Here is a 20340-nt window from a genome sequence, read left to right on the forward strand (position 1 = left end):
GTTATTTGATTTATGGAGGCAGGATCCCGCGATGGGTGCCCTGCCCCAGTTTTGTCAAGGTTAGCGCGCTTCTTTTTCCGGGATAAAGTAATACACCGTCTCCAGCACTCCCTCGGTGTAGTGACGCATATAAAGCTTGTAGTCGCTACGGATTGAAAAAACTAACTCAGGAAGTTTCCAGAAATCATTGACCAGGTGGTAAGCACTAATTGCTAACGTTGGATGATCGTTAATAATATGCAGACGAGCGCCCTCCAGGGTCGCATATTCATGCCCTTCAACGTCCATTTTTATGAAACTTGTTTTTTCCGTTACCTTTGCATCAAGCGTATCAACTTCTACAACGATATCGCCATTTTCATCGAGATGAGACCACGATCCTGAAGAAGTAAATCGCAAACTGGACCTGGCGTTTGAGGTGCCGCACTGATGATAGTGAATGTTCCGCACGCCATTCAGCCTGGTTTTAATCGCCTCCATTTGGCCTGGCTCAGGTTCAAAAAGATGAACGCTACGATAAGAGGGATAGCGACGAATAAAATCAAGCGTCGTATCACCATCGAAACAACCTACATCAACAAAAACAGCATCCTGTTCAGGCAGGTTAATCCATGGCTCAAAGTAGATCTCTTTGAGGCGAAACTCAAAATGCTCTAACTCGTGGATATCTTCAGTTAACCGAAAATTAATAAGCCTTGAAAACGTTTCCCGTGAGAGTTCGTCGGCAAGCAACTGATATGCCTGGTCAAATTTTTTACGATGTTGCAGATAGTTATCTTTAAAATCTTCATGCAGCCCATGCTTCAGCGGACGCAGCGGCAGGCCTGCGTATTTTTTGAAGCTAAAGTAATCAAGATGATTCAGCTTGCGGCCTTCCAGCAGGCGGTTAACCGTGACGGGCCTGCCGTCAACAATCCCGGATACCACAATTGCCGCTTCAGGCACGGCTGAAAGCTTAATAACGGGCAAATCATGGAAAGTTTCGGCAGATGAAAAATCATCAATAAAGCCAGCTACGTTAATATGTCTGGCAATATCAGCAGCGTACGGCGTGGTGCCAAAAATATAGCAGGGAGCATCACCGCTCATGACTTGCTTACAAAGCAATTCTATTTTCTCATTGTGCATCATGTCGATAAAACCTCTATTTATTAAACAAGATAAAAATCAACAGCATCGACATCAAGCACCAGCACGTCTTCCCGCTGAGCGACATCAAGCCGCTCAGGGAAATAATTGTCGATAAACACTGCCGGACCGGTAACGTATAGCGATTTTTTCTCGTTTTCTTGCAGGTGAATGATTTCGTTAAAGAGTAAAGGCGAAATTGCCGCCTGGTTTAGCGTTTCAACAGGTTTATTCTTATGCCGGGTGATCAAATGGAGCGATTTACCGCTGGCGCGGCTTTGATATAAAAAGGCGAGCACCACTGAATTAGGCTGCCCATTAATAATTAGCGTGTCGTCCAGATCGACATAAATCTTTTCATACCGTAACGGTGTTAACGCGCGTGTTCTGATAGCACGTTCTATCAACGTTACGTGTGGCGTCACCAGCGGTACGACATCGCGGCCCATAAAGTCATGCAACGCCATAAGAGGCAAATTCACGCCGCGAGCCCGTTGCGCGACCATGGTTCCGGCGACGCGGCAAGATATTTCCAGTAACTTCCAGCGCCCATGGCTGTCTTGCTTAAGCTGAAAAAACCACGGTCCACGCAGCGTCAACCCCGCGTTTATCTCGTGGGCGATGGCGGATATCTCTTCATCAAGCGGCACGCTTTGCGAGCGCATAGCGATGCCCGCCCTCACCCGCTCGCGCGTTCGCGGGCCTGCCCATACCACCTCGCCATGTCGGTTTGTAAAGCAATCTACCGTCAGTTCCCGTCCCGGCAGATATTCAACAACAACCGGCATATCGACAGAGCTCATGAGTTGCGCGAGTTGCTCATCGTTGTGCGCCAGCGCAACGCCATTGCCGCCCTGCCCGCAGTCCGGCTTGACGATGACCGGCCAGCTATTCGGTTTTTCGCCTGGTTGATAGACCTTAGGGAGCCAGTCTGCATCAGCAAACGCGCTGTATGTCAGGCTCTTACGACGCGCAATGCGCGTTGTCAGGCGATCGCCGTTTACCAGGTAACAGCCTTCCAACGCGTCCATTTCCGCCAGCTTTTCGCAAACCGTATCATGCGTGGCAAAAATCACATCTATCTGGTGCGTCGCCAGAAGGTCTTTGAAATAAGCTTCAAAATTCGGGGCATGGATAAACGGCACATCGCCAATGTAATCAGCAAAGTGAAAACGTCCGTGATCCTCACAACTGGAGGCGCCGATGAGACGATTAACGTGCAGAGAATAGCGTAACGATTGCGCGATCTCCCCTGCGTTTTCTGAACCGCACGGGAAAACAAGTACATTTAATTTTTTCATTTTTGTTTAGTCCTCAATGCGCTGCTCCATGACGACTGACCGCACGATTTTAATAAGCTGTTCTATATCGTCTTCGCTGTAGCGCTGATCGCAGGGTAAAGGAACCATATAATTGACATAGTTCGCTTCGACACTTGCTGGCGCGACCCTCTCCAGCACTTCGCGCCAGTATGTAGCCACAAAAACGCCTCGTGAAATCAGAGCCTGATGCAACTTGCGAGCCGGGAAAAAGAACGGGTAACAGAAAGGGCCGCTTACGGCAGCATCGGTAAAGCGGAACGCATTTATCTCATCAAGCCGCTGCCGTAAAAGATGATAATTACGCTCCCGAGTCTGCTTTATCCGGAGGTAATCAACAGAGCGCAGGATTTTCTCCGTCAGCGCTGACATACGGCAGGCAGCCACATCCTCAAGAGCAGACTCTGCCTGCTGAAACGCATCGTAGCCTGCTCTGGTGTCATATTCATGCTGTAAAAGGAGATGCGTAACGTGACTTAGCGAGCCCCGGTCTTGCGTATCGGGAACGGGCATATCCAGTAACGTGTGCAGCAACCCGCCATCGGGGATGCCGAAAAATTTACGCGGCGAGTAAAGGTTGGCCAGTGCGGATGGCATATGCTCAAAGAACGCCTGAGAGTGATCGATAATTATCTTTTCTGGCGGAAAGGTTGTTAATAATCTGCTCTTCTGCGCGCGGCAGTGCCCAAGATAATCAACATACAGAAGGCAATCATCCGATTCGAACTGTTGCGATAATCGGGGAAAATAATCTTCATCAAGTTGATACCATGCAATGTCGACACCGGATTTTCTTACAGCATCAATAACGCTCTGGCAAATAAGCTGAGGCAACCAGAGTCGGGATGGCTTCAGGGTAATAAGCAGATGATAGAGCGCGCTGCGCGCCGAGCGATAGGCTCTGGCGCCGGGATAATAATGTGAGCCAAATGCGGGCAATTCTAACGGGAAATAGCCGCCAAACGTTGTGTTATTCATGCTAGGCTCAGTTGACGTAGTGGTAATTTTTCAGCGCCTGTTTTACCTGTTCAGGATCGCAATGCATCAGTACATCGATTATCGAAAGGTAAGGAATAAAATCGTGATTTCCTTGCGCATACTCGGTGTTATTAGCCTGGAGAAAACGCAGTGTAATACCCTGCGCCGCGAATGCGTCTGCACGGTATAAATGACGGCCGCCTGTACTGTTAACGTACATATCCCCCTTCAAGGCCTTGCACATGCCGATAACTTTATTTTCCGCATTTTCAGACCGGTCATAATCCAGAACCGCTGAGCGAATGATTTTCCGCTCGATGTCGAGGTAATTGAAAATAGTTTCAATGGCTCTCTGGCAACAAGCCGTAATATCACGCTCCGGATGAGATAAAACGGCTTCCACCAGCGGCATGACATCCCGAAAATACGGCGCCTTGCTGTAGCTTTGGCTTATTGTTTTAACGATTTTCTCAACCTGATCGCCAAAGCGAAGCTCGCTAATGCGCTTATTAGAAGACGCACCGGGCACAGGTACCGTAAATCGCTGCGCCTGCCCCTGGCACAATATACTGTTGCGGTTGATGTATCCTTGCTTAATAAAGCAGGCGTCGTCGTACAAAACGAAGATGTCTGACTGATAGATAAGCTGAAAATAACCAATCCATGGAAACAGGTAGGGCTGCATTATGGCGACGTTCATATCCTTTTCCCCTATCCTGTTAGCCTTCACGATTAACGTTGCTTACCACGCGACTCACACCGCTTCATCCAGTACGGATGTCGCAGACGAGACCGTGACAGCTTTAATGATGTTAGCTATCTCTTCTTGCTCATCATGCTCCAGATCCGGATAGATAGGCAGGCAAAGAATTTCATTCGCTATCTGATTCGCCACGGGTAAGAGCGATTGCGTCGCGCTGGCCAGGCCGCGATACATTGGGAAGCTGCTGATAAGCGGGTAAAAATAGCGCCGCGACATAATATTGTTTTGTTTTAACAGAGCATAAAGCTCATCACGGCTGAGAGGATACTCATCTCCGATTCTGACAGGGAAATAAGCATGATTCCACTCGGTCTCTTCTGGAAAAGGCATCAGGGTGACGCCGGGCACGTCCATCAGCAGTTCACGGTAACGTGCGTCCAGCGCAGCGCGTTTTTCCAGTGCGCTATCGATATGTTTCAGTTGCAGCAGACCAAACGCCGCCTGGACCTCGTTCATTTTGCCGTTAATGCCCGCCGCAACCACGGTCGTTTCATCCGCGAAACCAAAGTTTTTGAGGTAATCAATGCGCTTTTTCATCTTCGCGTCACGACAGATGATGGCGCCGCCTTCAATGGTATTAAACACTTTCGTCGCGTGGAAACTGAGAATAGACAGATCGCCATGCTCCAGCACGGTACGGCCATGCTGCTTCACGCCAAAAGCGTGGGCCGCGTCGTAAATGACCTTCAGACCATAAATATCGGCAATTTGCTGAATACGCTCTACGTTACAAGGCACGCCGTAACAGTGAACAGGCATAATAGCGGTCGTCCGGGGCGTGATGGCCTGTTCGATTTTCTCCGCATCCAGATTGCAGGTTACCGGGTCGATATCGACGAATACCGGGGTCAGGTCGTTCCATAACAAAGTATGCGACGTCGCAACAAACGAATAGGGCGTGGTGATAACTTCACCGGTTACGCGTAGCGCCTGTAAAGCCGTCAGCAACGCCAGCGTACCGTTAGAAAATAAACTCAGGTGCTCAACGCCAAGATAGTCGGCTAACGCCCGCTCCAGTTGCTGATGAAAAGGACCTGCGTTTGTTAACTGTTTATTCTGCCAAATCTGCTCCAGATAGGGGGTAAACTCCTCCAGTGGCGGAAGCAGCGGACTTGTAACGTAAACAGCCTTTTTCATAGTCACTCCTGAGAGGCGGCGCTCTGCAATGTATCGTTCTCCCATCATAGAGCGTGCCTCCTGGCTTCAATTCATGAAATAACCCGTGATTTTGGCGTCTTTTAACCCGCCATATAATCTCTTACGCTAAAACTGCTGGCGGCCTCGCCCCGGCAGTAGCGTTTCCAGGCTTCACGCAGCGCCGCTTCAAAGTAGACAGCAGCGCTTGCGCCAGTCTGAGCGTGTGCAGCAATTTTGTCTCGCAACGCCAGACGGAGCTTGTTAAGCGAGTGCACATCTGCGGCAATTTCAACCGCCCGGGCGACGTACTCTTCCCGCGAGGTGACCACAAACTCATCAAGCCCATATTGACGCATGCCCGCCGCGCCCTGACACATGATTGGCGTTTCGCCCGCATACGTCAGGCTCGGCACCCCCATCTGCAAGCCATAGTTAGCTGTCGTTCCTCCCGGATACGGAAAGGTATCAAGCAGCAAATCCACTTCGTTATGCATCTGCATGTACTCTGGCATTGACGTCCGCCTGCGCATGATGAGACGTGATTCATCAATCCCCAGCTCGGCGAAACGAGCAAGGTAGCGTTGAGTCAGTTTTTCATCCGTCAGGCTGCCAATCAGCATGCGTGAGTTTTCACAGCGTTTAAGGATCTCAGCCCAGGTGGTGATGACCGCGTCGTTAATTTTGCTGGTGCGGTTAAAGCTGCCGAACGTAAAGACCTTGTTGCTAAGCGCAGGGGCTGGCGACACGTCAGGCGCATCATGGAAAAGCGCAAATGGCTGGTTAAACGGGAGATAGATAAGCGCTTCGGTAAACTGGCTTTCCAGTTCGCCCGGCTTCGCTATCTTTTCATGGATCATGTAATAATCCATCTCCTCAAGCCCCGTCGTGCCAAGGTAGCCAATAAACGAAATTGCAATCGGAGCAGGCTTCAGACCAAAGGATAACAGCCGGTTATAATCGGTATGCCCGGACAGATCGATAACAATATCAATCTCATCCTGATGGATACGCTTCGCCAGTTCCAGCGCGCTCATATTCTGCGCCTCGCACCAGCCTTCAGTTTTTCTTCTTAGCTGCTGCGTGATGCCGTCGTTGCGGTTGGATGTTTGGTAGGCATAGAGCGCAAATTGTTCTGCATCCAGGGCATCCCAGATTGGCCGGATAAAGTTAGTCACCGGGTGGAGACCCAGGTCGCCTGAAACAAAGCCTACGCGCAAGCGGCGCTGCGGATCTTTACTATTGTTGAGCGGTAACGTGACGCCCTGCTGTTTAGCCCAGCGTGCTACCGTGCGGCCAAAGCGCTGATGCTCAGCAAAGAGGTAGTCCGCTCCAATCGTCGGGGAATGCAGCAAACCAAACAGGTAGTTCGTAAAGTAAACCAGTTCGTGCGGAGCGCTTTCATAAGCTTTACGCATCCACGGAATAGCCTCTTCAAGACGCGATTGCGCGCTGAGAACCGTACCCATATTCGATAAAGAGGTGGTATGCGCAGGGTTTATCGCCAGCGCTTTGCGCGCGCATTTTTCCGCTACGTCAAAATTCTCGTTTTCTTTCGCCAGGGCGCAAAGCAACGCCCATAGCTTCGTGCTCGTCGTATTGAACCGCAGGCAATAGCGGGTAATTTTTTCAGCCATCCAGTGATGCTGCAATCGCCATAGCTGGGTCGCATAGTCGTAATAAAACGCCCACTGGGTTGGCTCAATAGAGATGGCTTTAACAATATCGTTCAGCGCGTCGCTATAACGATCCTGACGGGCATAAACCTGAGACTGACGGTGCCAGACGTGTGGATTGTCAGGCGACGCCTTGATTAAGCTTGCCGCCAGTTCACACGCGCCGACATTATCACCCTGACTAAGTAGCTGATTGAGCTTTTTATTAATTCGCTCATCGACATCTTCATATACAGAAATGCCCGCATGCTTTTTACGCGCCCGCGCATCCGTTTTTACTGCGTGAGTAATGCGAAACGCCTCTTCCATGCCGTAATGAGTAAAGATCATCAGGCTGTTAATGTTCAATACGCTGCTGGAGGGGGTCTGTAAGGTGATAATGCGTTGAAAATACTTTTGCCAGGCGCGGGTAGAGCCGGTCAGCACGCCTTTGCGGCGCAAGATGTTCATCATCGCCAGCGTGTTTAGCTCAATGTTCAGTGTGTCATCCGCGATAAAAGCATACTCATCGTCGGTTAACTCTGTTGCCTGATGCCACAGGTTAAACCCCAGACGTACCGGCTGCTGCGGATCGTTTAATGCGATCAACCCCGGCAGCGCCGCAAGGGTTTGGTTGTTGCTAAGGCTATAAGGACATGGACCTGAACCATAAAACAGGGTCTGCGATCCTTTAAGAAACAGCGACCAGAGCACATTTAATACATTGTTAGCGTGGTTATCGTCCTTTTCTTCCGGCAGCGCGGTATGAAGAACGATCTGCGCAAAAGAGAGACTCATGGGCCACACTTCGCCCAGCAGATCCAGCACGCGCAACGTTAATGCATGATCGGTTGATACTAACGATCCCTCTGGCGTAATGACGGTATTTTGCGCTTTGTTTTCACGAAACAGGCGCTGAAAATTCCCGGCCCAGTTTAACGTTTTGAACTGTTGTTTATCAGGCTGCGCAAGAATGGAAGGCTTATGCTGCTCACCAGCCAGCAGGCTGAACCGCTGCTGCCGGTTAACCGCGAAATCAAGGTACTGTTGACGAACAATTTTATTCGCCTGCGGACTAATCGTTTGATGAAGCTGCGCCACCGTTGCGCCATAAAAAGCGGGAATTTCCGTCCAGGGTTCGGCATCGCCTACGTAGACGAGCCCGTTTCGCTCAACCATCTCGTTAAAATCAACAAGATAAGAGGCTTCATTCAGGCCTGAAAGATACTTCAACGACAGTTGGGTATCGTTATGTTCGTTCATTTGTGCCAGCAATGGCTGCAGGCTGGCGCGCTGTGAGTTATTTTCCGCCATACCAAGCGAAAGCCAGGTTGCCGCCGCTCTTGCGCTGGCAACTTTTTCTTCTTCGCTTGTCGCAAGGCTGCTGTGCAGCAAAAGCGCATCCCGCAGCGTCTCTTCGCTGCGCGCGCCTGGATAACAGGGCCATTGCAGGGCAATGATGCCATCAGGGCTTAAATGCTGACGACACCATGCGAGCACCGCTTCGCGCGAAGCGTTATCCAGCAGCGTAAACATACCCTGCAAAATAATGTAGTCCTGCTCCCCTGGCGAGACGCTAAGTAACTCATCAAGCTGCAGGCAATAAAGCTGTAAATTAGCGATGCCGCTTCGCGTAATCAGTTGATGTCCTTGCTCAATAGACTCCGCGCTAATATCAATGCCGATCACCGCCGCTCCGGGCCAGGCAGAGCAAAAAGGAATCAAGTTCGCGCCGGTGTCGCATCCCAGCGTTAAAACTCTGGCCGTTTCCAGAACCGGCGTTTCCATCCCGTACATGTTGGCTACGGCGCGTAAATGCTGTGGCGAAGCACGGCCATTTAGCGCCAGTACAGCATCTTTTTTCAAAATAGCCGACGCTGCGGCGGGTTCGGTTACGTCAGTTATAGTCACGGAAATACCCTGTTTCATGAAAAGATCAATTAGCCTAACGATAACAAGCGGCGCGCGCGGCAATGAGGTAATAACCGTACGCTCATAGCCCTAATTCCCGTTATACCTGCCTGTTGGCATATCACTGGTCAGTATCCGGCCCGCGATATCGCAGATATAAAAAAACCAACCCCGGAGGGTTGGTTTGTAAGCACCTGACTTGCTAGCGAAATTAACGCAGCAGAGACAGAACGTTCTGGGTAGTCTGGTTAGCCTGAGCCAGAACAGAAGTACCAGCCTGCTGCAGGATCTGCGCGCGGGACATGTTGGAAACTTCAGTCGCGTAATCAGCGTCTTCGATACGGCTACGTGCAGAAGACAGGTTGTTTACGGTGTTGCCCAGGTTGGTGATGGTGGAATCCAGACGGTTCTGCACCGCACCCAGGGAGCTACGCAGGGTATCAACCTTCTGCAGCGCCTTGTCGATGGAGCTCAGCGGGTCAACAACCACTTCGTCGCCCAGGGTTACTTTACCCGCGGTAGAAGAAGCCGCATCCAGGTCAGCAGTCGCTTTGTAGTAAGTTTCTTTACCATCTGCGCCAGTGTTCTTGATGAAGTATTCGGTAGAGGTGTTACCGTCTTTATCTTTTACATCACGAGAGTACAGCTGGTTGGTGCCAGCCAGAGAAACGCCGGACATATCAACGGTGATAGCCGCTTTAGAAGGCGTAGTAGAGCCCGGGATGGACAGTACGTCGCCAGAAGAAACAGCGGTATAACCAGCAGAGGTGGTCCCCGCAGCGGCGGAAGAACCAATGGTAACCACGCCAGAGTTCAGATCGACAGTCGCATTGTAGGTGTTGGTGCCATCGTCAACAACGAAACCACCGGTAGAGTCGTTACGGTAAACGGTGTAAACCGGCTCCGGAGCGGTGTTGGTTTTGGTCGCGCCAGTGATGTCAGCCAGTTCAACCAGGGTAGCGGAAGAACCAGAACCGTTAACGAAGCTTGTCTGGCTGCCTTCAGAGGTAGCCGCTGCAGCAACGCTGGTGCTATAGGTTACGGAGTTAGCGTTCGCGTCGTAGGTCGCTGCGTAGTAGTTACCGTTCTCTTTAACTGCCAGAGAACCGTCATCCATTACTTTCAGTTCCGGCGTGCCGCTTGCAGAGCTGAAGGTGATGTTTTTAACGACTGCCGGGTTGTTAACAGCCGGTACTGCGTCTTTAATAGTGCCGTTAACCGCTTTCAGATCTTTGCTGTTAACCTGGTTAGTTAAATCCAGTTTATCCAGGCCCAGAGTCTTGGAGGTGATTTCCTGCAGGTCGATTTCGATGGTTTCGCCATCGTTCGCGCCTACCTGGATTTTCATGGTCTGGTCAGAAGCCAGCACTTTCACGCCGTTGAACTGAGTCTGACCGGAAACACGGTCGATTTCGCTCAGGCGCTGTGTAATTTCAGCCTGGATGGATTTCAGGTCGGAATCGGAGTTGGTACCGTTGGTCGCCTGAACTGACAGCTCACGAACACGCTGCAGGTTGTTGTTGATTTCAGACAGAGAACCTTCAGTGGTCTGCGCGATAGAGATACCGTCGTTGGCGTTACGAGAAGCCTGAGTCAGGCCTTTGATGTTCGCGGTGAAACGGTTAGCAATCGCCTGGCCGGCAGCGTCGTCTTTCGCGCTGTTGATACGCAGACCAGAGGAGAGACGCTCAATAGCGGAGCTCAGGGAAGACTGAGATTTGTTCAGGTTGTTCTGGGTCAACAGCGACAGGCTGTTAGTATTGATGACTTGTGCCATGATCTTTTCCTTATCAATTTACATCTTGATGTTGTTGGGCTGTTGCCCACGGTTTCGCACCGTAACCCATGTATCGGCACCTTAAATTCGAACTTTAGAAAATTTTTCACTTCTCCTGAGCTTTTTTCTGCGCAGCGAAATAGCCTCTCTATTAGTCACTATTCGGTCCATTAATTGAATAAATAAACCTCTAAACTTTGTCCTTCTGTTGCCGATACCGTGCTTAACCACTATTTGCACAAAAAGGGATCATGCATGGCTGCTTTTACTTCTTTAGGCGTGGGTTCAAACCTGCCGCTGAGTACGTTGCTGACTAACCTGGAAACCGCGGAGAAAGGCCGACTGACGCCTATCTCTACCCAGCAAAGCAGCTTCTCGGCCAAGCTCACAGCCTACGGCACACTGAAAAGCTCACTTGAAAAGTTCCAGACAGCAAATACGGCATTAAATGACGCCTCTTTATTTAAGAGCACGACGGCGACCAGCAACAGCACAGACTTAACCGTAAGCACCACGGCTGGCGCAGCGGCAGGCACGTATAAGATTAACGTGACTCAGCTGGCGCAAGCGCAATCGGTGCGCACGACAGCCAACGTGACCGATTCAAAAGCGGCGCAAGGCAACAGCAACGAAGAACGTACGCTTATCATCAAGCAAGACAGCAAAGAAAAGCCGTTAGAGATTAAGCTGACGAAGGATCAAACCTCGCTTGAAGGCATTCGCGACGCTATCAACAACGCCAACGGCGGCGTTTCAGCAAGTATTGTTAAGCTCAAAGATAATGATTTCCAGCTGGTGCTGACTTCCAGCGAAACCGGCACCGCCAATAAAATGAGCATCTCGGTTTCCGGGGACGAAACCCTTAACCAGTTTATTAGCTTTAATAACCCGGACGTGACCGGCAGCGGCGTTGAACAAATTGTCGAAGCGAAAGACGCAGAGTTAAGCGTTAACGGCATTAATATTGTCCGCAGCAGCAACACCATTACCGACGCGCCGCAGGGCGTTACCCTGAATCTGAATAAAATCACAAGCGACGTCACGGTTACGGTCAGCAAAAGCAACGATAAAGCGACGACGGCGATTAAATCCTGGGTCGATGCCTATAACTCGCTGGTTGATACCATCGGTTCGGTGACCAAATATACCGCCGTTGACGCCGGGACTGACGCACAGAACACCAGCAATGGCGCTCTGCTTGGCGATAGCGCGGTACGCACGATTCAGACCGGCATTCGCGCGCAATTTACCGATGTCGGCAACGGGGGCAATTTCCAGACGCTTTCTCAGATAGGCATCACGCAGGATCCCGCTACCGGCAAGCTGAAAATCGACGACGCCAAATTAAAAACCGCGCTTACCGATAAGTCAGTTGACGTTCAGCAGTTGCTGGTTGGCGATACAAAAACGACTGGCATCACAACCAAAATCGCGACCCAGGTAAAAGGTTACCTGGCGGATGATGGCATTATTGATAGCGCGCAGGACAGCATCAACTCCACATTGAAGAAACTGACTAAGCAATATCTCTCAGTAAGCCAGAGTATTGAAGACACCATGGCCCGCTATAAAGCGCAATTTACGCAGCTCGATACCATGATGAGCCAGTTGAACAACACCAGTTCTTACCTGTCTCAGCAGTTTGAATCGATGAGCAGCAGTTCGTAATGATAAGAGGTTGATATGTATACCGCGAGCGGTACAAAAGCATATGCTCAGATAGGCGTGGAGAGCGCCGTCATGAGCGCAAGTCCACACCAGTTAATCACGATGTTGTTTGACGGCGCCATGAGCGCGCTGGTGCGTGCTCGTCTGTTTATGCAACAGGGTGAAACCGTTGCCAAAGGCGAAGCGCTGAGCAAAGCCATTAACATTATCGATAACGGGCTCAAAGCGGGGTTAGATCAAGAGAAAGGTGGGGAGATCGCAGATAACCTTTCCTCTCTTTACGATTACATGATCCGGCGCTTACTGCAGGCGAATTTGCGTAATGACACTCAAGCGATTGAGGAAGTTGAAAATTTACTGACCAATATCGCTGATGCGTGGAAGCAAATTTCTCCAAACCAAACCGTGCAGGAGTCTATTTGATGTCGCCTAATGTGGAGTTTATTAACCGCTGGCAACAGATTGCATTGCTCAGCCAGTCGCTGCTTGAACTTGCGCAGCGAGGTGAATGGGATCTTTTACTGGACCAGGAAGTTGTGTATCTCCAGAGTATCGAAGCAGTTATGGGATCCGAAACTCCACAAGGGCTGCCAAAAAATGTTCAGAGCCTGGTCGCGGGTTATCTCAAGCAGACGTTAGAGAATGAAGAGCAGCTTAAGATCCTGTTAAAAAATCGACTGGATGAGCTCAGTTCATTAATCGGCCAATCTTCCCGCCAACAATCTCTTAACCATACCTATGGTCGTCTCTCCGGCATGCTGTTAGTACCAGGCGTCCCTTCCGGGCACTAAATAATACGGCTTCGTTTGTAAAATCCGCCATACTCCAGAAGCGAAAACCTGACGGCTTCTGGAGTATGGATAAAATGAAGAACCCCACCCTTCTGCAATGTTTCCACTGGTACTACCCTGAAGGCGGCAAACTTTGGCCGGAACTGGTTGCGCGCGCGCCTGGCTTTAATGCGCTGGGCATCAATATGGTCTGGCTGCCGCCCGCTTATAAAGGGGCAGACGGCGCGGCTTCGGTTGGTTACGACGCCTACGATCTTTTCGATCTCGGCGAATTCTCTCAAAAAGGATCGGTGGCGACTAAATATGGCGACAAGGCGCAGCTCCTTACGGCTATCAACGCGCTACAGGAAAATGGCATCCTGACGCTGCTGGATGTGGTGGTGAACCATAAAATGGGCGCGGATGAGAAAGAGAGGCTCCACGTCAACCGGGTCAATCAGGATAATCGCAACGACATAGACGACGAAGCGATTGAATGCGAAGCCTGGACCCGTTTTACCTTTCCCGCCCGCCGCGGCAACTATTCCCGCTTCATCTGGGATCATAAATGTTTTAACGGCGTCGACCATATCGAGAACCCGAACGAAAACGGCATTTTCAAAATCGTTAATGACTATACCGAAGAGGGCTGGACCGATCAGGTTGATGACGAAAACGGCAATTACGACTACCTGATGGGCTGCAACATTGACTACCGCAACCGCGCGGTAGCGGAAGAGATTAAGTACTGGGCGCGCTGGGTGATGGAGCAAACGCAGTGCGACGGCTTTCGCCTCGACGCGGTAAAACATATCCCCGCCTGGTTTTATAAAGAATGGATTGAACATGTGCAGGAGGTCGCGCCGAAGCCGCTGTTTATCGTCGCGGAATACTGGTCATACGACGTGGAGAAGCTGCGGCAGTATATCGACCAGGTTGAAGGGAAGACCATGCTGTTCGACGCGCCGCTGCTGAAGAATTTCCACGACGCGTCGCTACAGGGCAGCAGCTATGACATGCGCCAGATTTTCACCGGTACGCTGGTCGAAGCCGATCCTTTCCACGCCGTGACGTTCGTTGCGAACCACGATACCCAGCCGCTACAGGCGCTGGAAGCGCCGGTGGAACCCTGGTTTAAGCCGCTCGCTTATGCGCTGATCCTGCTGCGTGAGAACGGCGTGCCCTCTGTTTTCTACCCGGATATGTATGGCGCAAGCTATGACGATACCGGCCTCGATGGCGGAACCTACCATATCGATATGGCGGTCGTGGACAAGCTCGACCAGATTATCCTGGCGCGCCAGCGCTTCGCCCATGGCGTGCAGACGCTCTGGTTCGATAATCCCAACTGCATCGCTTTCAGCCGCAGCGGCACCCGCGAAGCACCTGGCTGCGTGGTGGTGTTGTCTAACGGCGATGCCGGAAAGAAAAGGCTTACTCTCGGCGAGAATTACGGCAACAAAATCTGGCGCGATTTTTTAGGCAACCGGCAAGAGCGCGTCATTACGGACGAAGCGGGCAACGCTGTCTTTACCTGCAACGGCGGCAGCGTCAGTATCTGGGTGATTGCCGATGAAGAGGCGGCAAGCCGGTAAAACTCTTCGTTCCACGCTGCTTGTGATTCGCATGGCCCAGGGCGGGTCAGCAAAGCGCCAGCCGCCCTTTTAAAAAGCTGCAACACAACGCGCAAGCCGCTTGTCTGTCAGACAAGCAGCCCAAGGAAGGTTAAGGCAGGGGTGTCGGCAGCGGGTTCTTCGCAAGGAAATCGGCGCATTCGGCGCTCGGACGGGCCACGCGCTCAAGCGTCATTCCTGCGTATTCCAGCGTTTCGCCTTCACGCTCGATGTCGTAGACCTCTTTTTTCACCGTCACGTTGTAGATATCGCCGCCGCGCTGCATCAGTTTGCCCGGCAGCGCTATCACCCGCTGCCACTGGCGGCAATCGAGCGTATCGCCCTGCGCCGTCACCACCAGGCTCGCTATCGCCTCAGGGCTGACCAGCTCGCTCTGCGGCCCTTTGCTTTGCCAGTAACCTGCCAGACCGGATGGCGCAGGCGTTTTCACAACGGCATTATAATCACTCACTTGCACGCAGCCGCTCAGACCAAGCCACGCGATTAACAGCATCGTTTTTTTCATTCGAACTCCTCCCTGCGAAGAAAAAAGAGTGTGGCATTAAAGCGTTAAGCCCGCCAGCCTTTCCCTCTCAGGCGGCAAAAATTGATCGAAACGAGGTTTTGTTATTTTTTCGCTGGGCATTGCCGCGCCGCGGAGTACTATCTCGACTCCCTGCGCCCACCGGCGCGTTTTAGTTCCGTCTGAGTTCAGAGGCTAAAATTTCATGTCCTGGCAACATTTCAAACAACACTATCTGATCAAGTTCTGGTCCCCTTTTCCGGCGGTTATCGCCGCAGGCATTCTCTCCACTTACTACTTTGGCCTCACCGGCACCTTCTGGGCGGTTACCGGCGAATTTACCCGCTGGGGCGGGCAATTGCTGCAGCTAATAGGCGTGCAGGCGCAGGAGTGGGGCTACTTCAAACTCATTCACCTTGAAGGCACCCCGCTTACCCGCATCGATGGCCGGATGATCATCGGCATGTTCGCCGGCTGCTTCGCCGCCGCGCTGTGGGCGAACAACGTGAAGCTGCGCCTGCCGCAGCACCGCATCCGCATTATCCAGGCGGTGGCGGGCGGCATTATCGCAGGCTTCGGCGCGCGGCTTGCTATGGGCTGCAACCTGGCGGCCTTCTTCACCGGTATTCCGCAGTTCTCCCTCCACGCCTGGTTTTTCGCTATTGCGACAGCCATCGGCTCCTGGGCCGGGGCGCGCTTTACGCTGCTGCCGCTGTTTCGCATTCCGGTGAAGCTGCAAAAAGTCTCCAGCGCCTCGCCGCTTACGCAAAACCTCGCTCAGGCGCGCCGTCGCTTTCGCCTCGGCATGCTGGTGTTTATCGGCGCGGTGGGCTGGGCGCTGCTTACCGCCATGGAGATGCCGAAGCTTGGCCTCGCCATGCTTTTTGGCGTTGGTTTTGGGCTGCTGATTGAACGCGCGCAAATCTGTTTTACTTCCGCGTTCCGCGATATGTGGATAACCGGGCGCACCCATATGGCGAAGGCGATAATTTTCGGCATGGCGGCAAGCGCCATCGGCATCTTTAGCTATGTGCAGCTCGGCGCCGAGCCGAAAATCATGTGGGCCGGGCCAAACGCGGTTATCGGCGGCCTGCTGTTCGGCTTTGGCATCGTGCTGGCGGGAGGGTGCGAAACCGGCTGGATGTACCGCGCGGTGGAAGGCCAGGTGCATTACTGGTGGGTGGGGCTTGGCAACGTTATTGGCTCGACGATTCTGGCGTACTTCTGGGACGACCTCTCCCCCGCGCTTGCCACCAGCTGGGATAAAGTAAACCTGCTCGCCGCTTTTGGTCCGCTCGGCGGCCTGCTGGTCACTTACCTGCTGCTGCTTGCCGCGCTGCTGTTTGTTATCGCCTGGGAAAAACGCTTTTTTCGCGCCAGCCGCCCTGCTGTTTCTCACGCCGTTAAGGAGAGCGTATGAAACTCGTGCCTGATTACCGTCTGGATATGGTCGGCGAGCCTTGCCCCTACCCGGCTGTCGCCACCCTTGAAGCGATGCCGCAGTTGAAAAAAGGGGAAATCCTCGAGGTCGTGAGCGACTGTCCGCAATCTATTAACAACATTCCGTTAGACGCCCGCAACCATGGCTATACCGTGCTGGATATCCAGCAGGACGGCCCCACCATCCGTTATCTGATTCAGCGTTAACCCGCCGGCCCTGCTTCCCGCAGGGCCGCGCGTTTGTGCCCTATACTTACTCTTTATTAAGGTCTTAAGGGGTAGAGTATGTGTGGACGATTCGCGCAGGCGCAAAGTCGTGAAGATTATCTGGCGACGTTAGGCGACGGCTTCGAGCGGGCCATCCCCTGGGACCCGGAGCCGCTTGCCCACTACAACGTAGCGCCGGGCAGCCGCGTGCTGCTGCTCAGCATGGATGAAGAGGACACCCTGCACCTGGACCCGGTGATATGGGGCTACGCGCCGGAATGGTGGCATAAAGCGCCGCTGATCAACGCGCGAGTGGAAACGGCTGCCCAAAGCCGCATGTTTAAGCCACTGTGGCAGCATGGCCGGGCTATCGTCTTCGCCGACGGCTGGTATGAATGGCAGCGGGTGGGCGATAAAAAGCAGCCTTATTTTATTTATCGTGAAGATAAAGCCCCGCTCTGTCTGGCTGCGATAGGCAAGACGCCTTTTGATGCAGGGAATGAAGCCGAAGGGTTTGTCATTGTCACCGCGGCCGCGGATGAAGGGCTGGTGGATATCCATGACCGTCGTCCGCTAGTGTTAACGCCGCAAGCGGCGCTCGCCTGGCTGCACCCGGATACCTCGGCAAACCGCGCAGATGAGCTGGCCCACGAAGGCGCACTGCCCGCCGACGCTTTCGCCTGGCACCCTGTCACCCGGGCCGTAGGAAATGTGAAAAACCAGGGGCCGGAGCTGGTGGAGCCGGTTGATAAAACCCATTCGTAATATGTTTGCAAAAGTTTGCGCGAATGCCTTTTGATTGCGCTGCTTTTATTCGCTGCGCAGGTTATCATTCTCTTTGATTAACCCAGGCATAGCCTTTCTTAGAGTTGCTCTACCGCCCGGTTCCTTCTCGCGTGTTACGTTTGTTTTATCTTCGGTATTACGTGGGCGATATCGCCTGTAAGCGATGAAAATTCATCCTTTGGCAGTACACTCTGCTAGCTTTTTGCGGCTTTAGTTTACCATTTTGGCTGTTTTTTATTAAAAGTCAGAGTCATTCAGCAATCCAGTATTCCTGTCCCACCTCTTCATGAATCGTTACCGGGACTATGTCAGGTCGATTCAATGCAGTCCCGCGCAGTAAATTCATTCATGAAAAAATATAAATCTTGCGTTCTGTCTGATACCTAATCTGGCGTTAAACAAAGAACCCGGTCAACCACTCAAAAAAAATCAAATAAAAACAATTAATTACCAACTTACATCGCATTAACGTCAGCAAAGCGATAAGTCTTACATACTATGATTTATAACGAAGCGTGATATTATAAGTAACAGACCATAATCACCTGAAAAAAAACAAAATGAATAGCGCGCAATCTAATACTCCCCCACGGAAGTTACTACATGTCGACGGGCTAAGAGGAGTAGCCTGCCTGATGGTAGTATTATCACACCTTGCTTTGATATTTTATCCAGGGTTACATGATCCTACGCTGATCAATAATAACAGTATCATCAACTTTATATTCAATAGCCCTCTGCCGTTTATTTACTCAGGAACAGCCGCTGTATATATTTTTTTCACTCTCAGCGGATATATTTTAACTCATGCTTTTCTTAGTGGTGGCGATATGCTGAATAATGCTACCACCATGACGACAAAACGTTATTTTAGATTAGCAATCCCTGCCACGGCATCATGTATTTTTTGCTGGTTAGTGCTATCAAACGAAACTCCCGGCAGGGAGTTGCTTTCAGCATGGATTCAATCATATACAGTAGCGTCTCCCTCTTTTTTAAACGCACTGTATTCTGGGGCTGTTAGCGCTTTTTTTGGAGATGGCTCTGCTTATAATCCCGTACTATGGACAATGAAGATTGAACTACTGGGTTCTTTCTTAACTTATTTTATTTGTTTAGTCCTTATAAGAGCACCCAATAAGGGCTTGATAATTTTATTGTTCTGCATAATGTTCTTTGTTTCAAGCCTGCCTCAAAAAGAAAAATATGGGTACATTGCCTTTCTATTCGGCTCCTTTATTCACTTTTCAGGATTAAACCTCAGGAAAGGAGTGGCGCTGATACTGATGCTAGCCGGGTTGTATTTAGGTGGAGTGCATTATGGTTCCAGGCCTTATATTTATGCAATCTACTACACAAGATTTTATATAAATGGCGAAGAGTCAAACGCTTATATATTATATAATTTCATTTCTGGCGTTCTGATCACATTAGCAATACTAACCAACAACTCGTTGAAAATGTTCTTTGCTAAAAAACCGTTTGTTTATATGGGGAAAGTCTCTTTTAGCGTCTATCTTTTCCATTTACCCTTTTTCCTGATAATAGCTACAGGAATATTTAATGCTATATATAACGCAGGCTATAGCTATCACGAAAGTGCAATAACAGCAACGATTCTTTCGATAGTCACTATCTATGCTGTAGCAAACTTAATTTTTAAAGCAGTAGATAACCCATCGATGCGGTTCTCAAGCATATTAGCTAAGTTTTTATTTAAAACCCCAACGAGAATTTCATAGCGGCGCCTACGAATTTTAGATAAAAAGGTGGCCAGCTAGTCAGAAGCTGGTCACCTTAAAATGTGCAACTCACATTATAAATAATTAATAGAGCGGATACCGGCAATCTGCTGATGAACATTACTGCTTACACGGTGCGCGATTGCTCGTAACGTCTTTCCAGTGTCGGGAGAAAACAAACTTGCTTGCGCAGTGGCTTAAGACGAGGTACTTCTGCGGAAGAGGCGCCGCGCTGGCTGCATGACAGCAAAGCTTACCAGTTACGGCATACCTATGCTTGCTGGTCGTTGACTGCTGGAGCTAACCCTAGTTTTATCGCCAGCCAGATGGGACATGCAAATGCCCGGATGGCTATCAGGTGTATGGTTCCTGGATGGCAGATAACAATACGGAGCCGGTGGCAATGCTGAACCAGAAATTATCTGACTATGCCCCACCGATGCCCCATGCAATAGGATCTGAGTAGATTAGGTAATATATTTCAGAAAGTTATTGCCGCTAAACCTGCATGTTCATAATATCCTGGTACGCCGCGACCAGCTTGTTGCGCACCTGAATCCCCATCTGCAGCGACACGGACGATTTCTGCAAATCCACCATCACGTCGTTGAGCGCCACGCCCGGTTTGCCTAAGGCGAAATTTTCCGCCTGCGTACGCGCGACGTTTTGCGTTTCGCTGATGCGGCCGAGCGCCGCCTGAAGTTCACCGGCGAAGCTTACGCCCTGCGGGCCCTGCGTCGCTTCGTTGCGTGCGGTCAGCGCGGTTGCCTGCAACTGCTGGAGCACGCCTTCAATGCCCTGAATGGCCATCGTCTTCCTCTTAGGATTAATCTGAATGCCGGCAAGCGTAACACTTTGTCAATAAGATAAAGGCGCTAAATAGGTGCAAAAAACCCGGCTAATTGGCCCATAGAAAATTCTGTAAA

At 51.1% G+C, this 20340-nt stretch carries 17 protein-coding genes and 1 pseudogene; 9 read left to right on the top strand and 9 right to left on the bottom strand.

Annotation, left to right across the window (positions count from 1 at the left end; genetic code table 11):
• Positions 1-60: 60 nt before the first annotated feature.
• The 7 genes from MT962_RS17455 to MT962_RS17485 all read right to left on the bottom strand — a co-directional run bounded on the left by MT962_RS17455 (position 61) and on the right by MT962_RS17485 (position 10665).
• Positions 61-1131, bottom strand: a complete 1071-nt coding sequence (locus tag MT962_RS17455) for an FkbM family methyltransferase (protein ID WP_247366128.1) — start codon at positions 1129-1131, stop codon at positions 61-63.
• Positions 1132-1151: 20 nt separating this feature from the next.
• A complete protein-coding gene (locus tag MT962_RS17460; protein WP_247366129.1) occupies positions 1152-2429 on the bottom strand; it encodes an ATP-grasp domain-containing protein in 1278 nt (425 codons plus the stop codon).
• A gap of 6 nt (positions 2430-2435) precedes the next feature.
• Positions 2436-3425, bottom strand: coding sequence for a hypothetical protein (locus MT962_RS17465; RefSeq protein ID WP_247366130.1), 990 nt, complete (start codon positions 3423-3425; stop codon positions 2436-2438).
• A gap of 7 nt (positions 3426-3432) precedes the next feature.
• Positions 3433-4125, bottom strand: coding sequence for a WbqC family protein (locus MT962_RS17470; RefSeq protein ID WP_247366131.1), 693 nt, complete (start codon positions 4123-4125; stop codon positions 3433-3435).
• 54 nt (positions 4126-4179) lie between these two features.
• Entirely contained in the window at positions 4180-5325 is a 1146-nt protein-coding gene (locus tag MT962_RS17475; protein ID WP_247366132.1) for a DegT/DnrJ/EryC1/StrS family aminotransferase, read from the bottom strand.
• Between the two features lie 101 nt (positions 5326-5426).
• Positions 5427-8888, bottom strand: a complete 3462-nt coding sequence (locus tag MT962_RS17480; RefSeq protein ID WP_247366133.1) for a methyltransferase regulatory domain-containing protein — start codon at positions 8886-8888, stop codon at positions 5427-5429.
• 211 nt (positions 8889-9099) lie between these two features.
• On the bottom strand, positions 9100-10665 hold the full coding sequence (locus MT962_RS17485) for a flagellin (RefSeq protein ID WP_247366134.1): 1566 nt from the start codon (positions 10663-10665) through the stop codon (positions 9100-9102).
• A 255-nt stretch (positions 10666-10920) separates the two neighbouring features.
• Between MT962_RS17485 and fliD the strand changes: the two genes are divergently transcribed.
• The 4 genes from fliD (at position 10921) to amyA (ending at position 14698) form a co-directional block, all read left to right on the top strand.
• Complete coding sequence (fliD, locus tag MT962_RS17490; RefSeq protein WP_247366135.1) at positions 10921-12333, top strand: flagellar filament capping protein FliD; 1413 nt, start codon at positions 10921-10923, stop codon at positions 12331-12333.
• A 15-nt stretch (positions 12334-12348) separates the two neighbouring features.
• A complete protein-coding gene (gene fliS, locus MT962_RS17495; protein WP_024560467.1) occupies positions 12349-12756 on the top strand; it encodes a flagellar export chaperone FliS in 408 nt (135 codons plus the stop codon).
• A complete protein-coding gene (gene fliT, locus MT962_RS17500) occupies positions 12756-13124 on the top strand; it encodes a flagella biosynthesis regulatory protein FliT (protein WP_024560468.1) in 369 nt (122 codons plus the stop codon). The genes fliS and fliT overlap by 1 nt, the downstream gene beginning before the upstream one ends.
• A 74-nt stretch (positions 13125-13198) precedes the next feature.
• Complete coding sequence (gene amyA / locus MT962_RS17505; protein WP_024560469.1) at positions 13199-14698, top strand: alpha-amylase; 1500 nt, start codon at positions 13199-13201, stop codon at positions 14696-14698.
• A gap of 130 nt (positions 14699-14828) precedes the next feature.
• On the opposite strand, the gene yedD is transcribed toward amyA, so the two are convergent.
• Entirely contained in the window at positions 14829-15242 is a 414-nt protein-coding gene (gene yedD, locus MT962_RS17510) for a lipoprotein YedD (protein ID WP_024555923.1), read from the bottom strand.
• A gap of 202 nt (positions 15243-15444) precedes the next feature.
• Here yedD and yedE point away from each other — a divergent pair, with 202 nt between their 5' ends.
• The 5 genes and pseudogenes from yedE to MT962_RS17535 form a co-directional block, all read left to right on the top strand.
• Positions 15445-16659, top strand: a complete 1215-nt coding sequence (gene yedE / locus MT962_RS17515) for a selenium metabolism membrane protein YedE/FdhT (RefSeq protein WP_247366136.1) — start codon at positions 15445-15447, stop codon at positions 16657-16659.
• On the top strand, positions 16656-16886 hold the full coding sequence (gene yedF, locus MT962_RS17520) for a sulfurtransferase-like selenium metabolism protein YedF (protein ID WP_247366137.1): 231 nt from the start codon (positions 16656-16658) through the stop codon (positions 16884-16886). The genes yedE and yedF overlap by 4 nt, the downstream gene beginning before the upstream one ends.
• A gap of 78 nt (positions 16887-16964) precedes the next feature.
• Positions 16965-17651 (top strand): SOS response-associated peptidase family protein, encoded by a 687-nt coding sequence (locus MT962_RS17525; protein ID WP_024555926.1) that lies wholly within the window; start codon positions 16965-16967, stop codon positions 17649-17651.
• Positions 17652-18232: 581 nt separating this feature from the next.
• The gene (locus tag MT962_RS17530; RefSeq protein WP_082167047.1) at positions 18233-19414 is read left to right on the top strand and encodes an acyltransferase; all 1182 of its coding nucleotides are present in this window, start codon (positions 18233-18235) and stop codon (positions 19412-19414) included.
• Between the two features lie 248 nt (positions 19415-19662).
• A pseudogene (locus MT962_RS17535) lies at positions 19663-19880 on the top strand (integrase); the annotation flags it as partial.
• Between the two features lie 32 nt (positions 19881-19912).
• Here the strand turns inward: MT962_RS17535 and fliE are convergent.
• Positions 19913-20224, bottom strand: a complete 312-nt coding sequence (gene fliE / locus MT962_RS17540) for a flagellar hook-basal body complex protein FliE (RefSeq protein WP_024558659.1) — start codon at positions 20222-20224, stop codon at positions 19913-19915.
• Between the last annotated feature and the right edge of the window lie 116 nt (positions 20225-20340).

This window comes from Franconibacter sp. IITDAS19, from assembly GCF_023079515.1.
GTDB lineage: Bacteria > Pseudomonadota > Gammaproteobacteria > Enterobacterales > Enterobacteriaceae > Franconibacter > Franconibacter pulveris.

Coding starts and splice junctions, on each gene's coding strand:
- fliS (WP_024560467.1), top strand. CDS start 12,349: ATGTATACCGCGAGCGGTACAAAAGCATATGCTCAGATAGGCGTGGAG.
- MT962_RS17485 (WP_247366134.1), bottom strand. CDS start 10,665: ATGGCACAAGTCATCAATACTAACAGCCTGTCGCTGTTGACCCAGAAC.
- MT962_RS17460 (WP_247366129.1), bottom strand. CDS start 2,429: ATGAAAAAATTAAATGTACTTGTTTTCCCGTGCGGTTCAGAAAACGCA.
- yedD (WP_024555923.1), bottom strand. CDS start 15,242: ATGAAAAAAACGATGCTGTTAATCGCGTGGCTTGGTCTGAGCGGCTGC.
- MT962_RS17525 (WP_024555926.1), top strand. CDS start 16,965: ATGTGTGGACGATTCGCGCAGGCGCAAAGTCGTGAAGATTATCTGGCG.
- MT962_RS17465 (WP_247366130.1), bottom strand. CDS start 3,425: ATGAATAACACAACGTTTGGCGGCTATTTCCCGTTAGAATTGCCCGCA.
- MT962_RS17455 (WP_247366128.1), bottom strand. CDS start 1,131: ATGATGCACAATGAGAAAATAGAATTGCTTTGTAAGCAAGTCATGAGC.
- yedF (WP_247366137.1), top strand. CDS start 16,656: ATGAAACTCGTGCCTGATTACCGTCTGGATATGGTCGGCGAGCCTTGC.
- MT962_RS17470 (WP_247366131.1), bottom strand. CDS start 4,125: ATGAACGTCGCCATAATGCAGCCCTACCTGTTTCCATGGATTGGTTAT.
- yedE (WP_247366136.1), top strand. CDS start 15,445: ATGTCCTGGCAACATTTCAAACAACACTATCTGATCAAGTTCTGGTCC.
- fliD (WP_247366135.1), top strand. CDS start 10,921: ATGGCTGCTTTTACTTCTTTAGGCGTGGGTTCAAACCTGCCGCTGAGT.
- fliT (WP_024560468.1), top strand. CDS start 12,756: ATGTCGCCTAATGTGGAGTTTATTAACCGCTGGCAACAGATTGCATTG.
- MT962_RS17530 (WP_082167047.1), top strand. CDS start 18,233: ATGAATAGCGCGCAATCTAATACTCCCCCACGGAAGTTACTACATGTC.
- MT962_RS17475 (WP_247366132.1), bottom strand. CDS start 5,325: ATGAAAAAGGCTGTTTACGTTACAAGTCCGCTGCTTCCGCCACTGGAG.
- fliE (WP_024558659.1), bottom strand. CDS start 20,224: ATGGCCATTCAGGGCATTGAAGGCGTGCTCCAGCAGTTGCAGGCAACC.
- amyA (WP_024560469.1), top strand. CDS start 13,199: ATGAAGAACCCCACCCTTCTGCAATGTTTCCACTGGTACTACCCTGAA.